Origin of the sequence: Elioraea sp. (assembly GCF_051860475.1) — a bacterium.
GTDB lineage: Bacteria > Pseudomonadota > Alphaproteobacteria > Acetobacterales > Acetobacteraceae > Elioraea.
Map to the genome: position 1 here is coordinate 2,189 of NZ_JBHYDW010000218.1, position 2,451 is coordinate 4,639.

3 protein-coding genes are annotated in these 2,451 nt (G+C 69.4%); all 3 read right to left on the reverse strand.

The features are described from left to right. The coding region (locus ACTIFU_RS22475) for an ABC transporter permease subunit (RefSeq protein ID WP_439580554.1) at positions 1–456 on the reverse strand (456 nt) is incomplete at its 3' end. Positions 457–538: 82 nt separating this feature from the next. Continuing rightward, on the reverse strand, positions 539–829 hold the full coding sequence (locus ACTIFU_RS22480; RefSeq protein WP_439580555.1) for a hypothetical protein: 291 nt from the start codon (positions 827–829) through the stop codon (positions 539–541). Positions 830–836: 7 nt separating this feature from the next. After that, positions 837–1,949, reverse strand: coding sequence for an S-(hydroxymethyl)glutathione dehydrogenase/class III alcohol dehydrogenase (locus ACTIFU_RS22485; RefSeq protein WP_439580556.1), 1,113 nt, complete (start codon positions 1,947–1,949; stop codon positions 837–839). Positions 1,950–2,451 lie beyond the last annotated feature (502 nt).

Consider the following 2,451-nt stretch of genomic DNA (forward strand, 5'->3'; position numbering starts at 1 on the left):
CATGTAGGAGAGCGACACCTCGACATTGCCGCCGCGGCTCAGCACCACCCCGCCCTGCACGACGGGCTCGAGCGGCTTGACGCGGGCGCCCTGCGTCACCTGCACGAAGTTCTGCAGGAAGATGCTCATGCCGATCGCGCTGATCAGCGGGGCGAGCCGGAACGAGCCGCGCAGCGGCCGATAGGCGAGACGTTCGACCGTGAAGCCGTAGAGCGAGGTGAAGGCCATCGCCAGCACCAGCACCAGGATCAGCGCCAGCGGCACGAAGGTGACCCCGCCCATGCCGAGCAGCAGGAAGCCGATCAGCGCGGTGAAGGCGCCCACCATGAAGATGTCGCCGTGGGCGAAGTTGATCATGCCGATGATCCCGTAGACCATCGTGTAGCCCAGCGCGATCAACCCATAGATCATGCCGAGCGTCAGCCCGTTGACGAGTTGCTGCAGGGCGTAATCCACCCGTGTCTCCCCTGAACCCGGTGCGCCGTCCGGCCGCGAGCATTGGCAGGACCGCGGCCGTTCGGCAACGGGGAAGATGACGTCAGCGCGACAGCAGCGCCGTCGCGATCGCCTCCCACTCGGCGTCCAGGCTCGCCTCCGGCATGGGCTTGCCGGCGCGGCGATACCAGTAGCCGGCGTTGGCGCGGTCACCCTCCTTGCGGTGCAGATAGGCATGCACCCAGGCGGCGTCCGTGCCCTCGTCGCTCATCGCGGCGGCATGCGCGCGGTCCCAGTCGCCGCGCGCATCCCACCAGAGGGAGGTGAGGGCGGCAGAGAGGCCCCCGGGCGGGGCCGGGGCATCAAGGCTCGCACGGAAGGCCGCGAGGTCCATCGGCGGCTCAGTAAACCACCACTGAGCGGATCGAACTGCCCTCGTGCATCAGATCGAAGGCCGTGTTGATCTCCTCGAGCGCCATCGTATGCGTGATCAGCGGGTCGATCGCGATCTTGCCCTGCATGTACCAGTCGACGATCTTCGGCACGTCGGTGCGCCCGCGCGCGCCGCCGAAGGCGGTACCCTTCCAGACCCGACCGGTGATGAGCTGGAACGGCCGCGTGGCGATCTCCTGCCCGGCGGCGGCGACACCGATGATGATGCTCTCGCCCCAGCCGCGATGGCAGCACTCCAGCGCCTGGCGCATCGTGTGCACGCTGCCGATGCACTCGAAGCTGAAATCTGCGCCGCCGCCGGTGAGATCGACGATCGCCTGCACCACCCTGTCGCGGCCGATCGCGTCGGGATCGATGAAGTCGGTCATGCCGAAGCGTTCCGCCATGGCGCGCTTGGCGGGATTGAGATCGACGCCGATGATCCGATCGGCGCCGACCATGCGCGCCCCCTGGATGACGTTCAGCCCGATCCCGCCAAGCCCGAACACCGCCACATTCGCGCCTGGCCACACCTTGGCGGTGTTGATCACCGCGCCGATACCGGTCGTCACGCCGCAGCCGATGTAGCAGATCTTGTCGAACGGCGCGTCGGCGCGGACCTTGGCCAGCGCGATCTCGGGCAGCACGGTGAGGTTCGCGAAGGTCGAGCAGCCCATGTAGTGGAACACCGGGTCGCCCGCGCAGCGGAATCGGCTCGATCCGTCCGGCATCACGCCCTTGCCCTGGGTGGCGCGGATCGCGGTGCAGAGATTGGAGCGGCGCGAGAGGCAGGTTTTGCACTGCCGGCATTCGGGCGTGTAGAGCGGGATCACGTGATCGCCGGGTGTGAGCGAGGTGACGCCGGCGCCGATCTCGCGGACCACGCCCGCGCCCTCGTGGCCGAGGATCGCCGGGAACAGCCCCTCGGGGTCGGCGCCCGAGAGCGTGTAGGCATCGGTGTGGCAGATCCCGGTCGCCTTGATCTCGACCAGCACCTCGCCCGCGCGCGGCCCCTCGATCTCGATCGTCTCGATGCTCAGAGGCTTGCCGGCCTCCCAGGCGACGGCGGCGCGTGTCTGCACGGTGATCAGCCCTGTGTCGTTCGGACACGGCGACGATAGGTGGCCGCCGCCGGCGCCGCTACCCTCGCGCGGTCGTGACGCGCCTCGGCCCTCGGTTACGCCTGAACTGCGGCGGGAGGCTGGGCCGCAAGGTGGAAACTTTGGGTGGCGGCAACCTCGTCTTAACCGCGGGGGCGGACCATGGCATGGATATGGTCCAGCGTTCCGCACCCTCCGCGCCCATTCCGGGCGCCAAGCCGGAGCGCGCGGCTGCCGCAGCGCACACGGTGGGGGATCGCCTGTCTCACCGGGCGTGCCGGTGTGTGCGCCGCGCGGTCACGACTCTGCGTGCGAGGGGGAGGGGCGCGTCTGCCAGGCGAGGCTGCCATGGCGGACGGTAGCATCCTCGCGCCCGAGCCGGCACCCGCTCCTCCGCCGTCGCATTCGCCGCGGCTGTCGCTGCTCGCCTTCCTCGCCGACGCGCGGAGCGAGCAGGTGCTGCGCGAGGTCCTGCTCGACAACG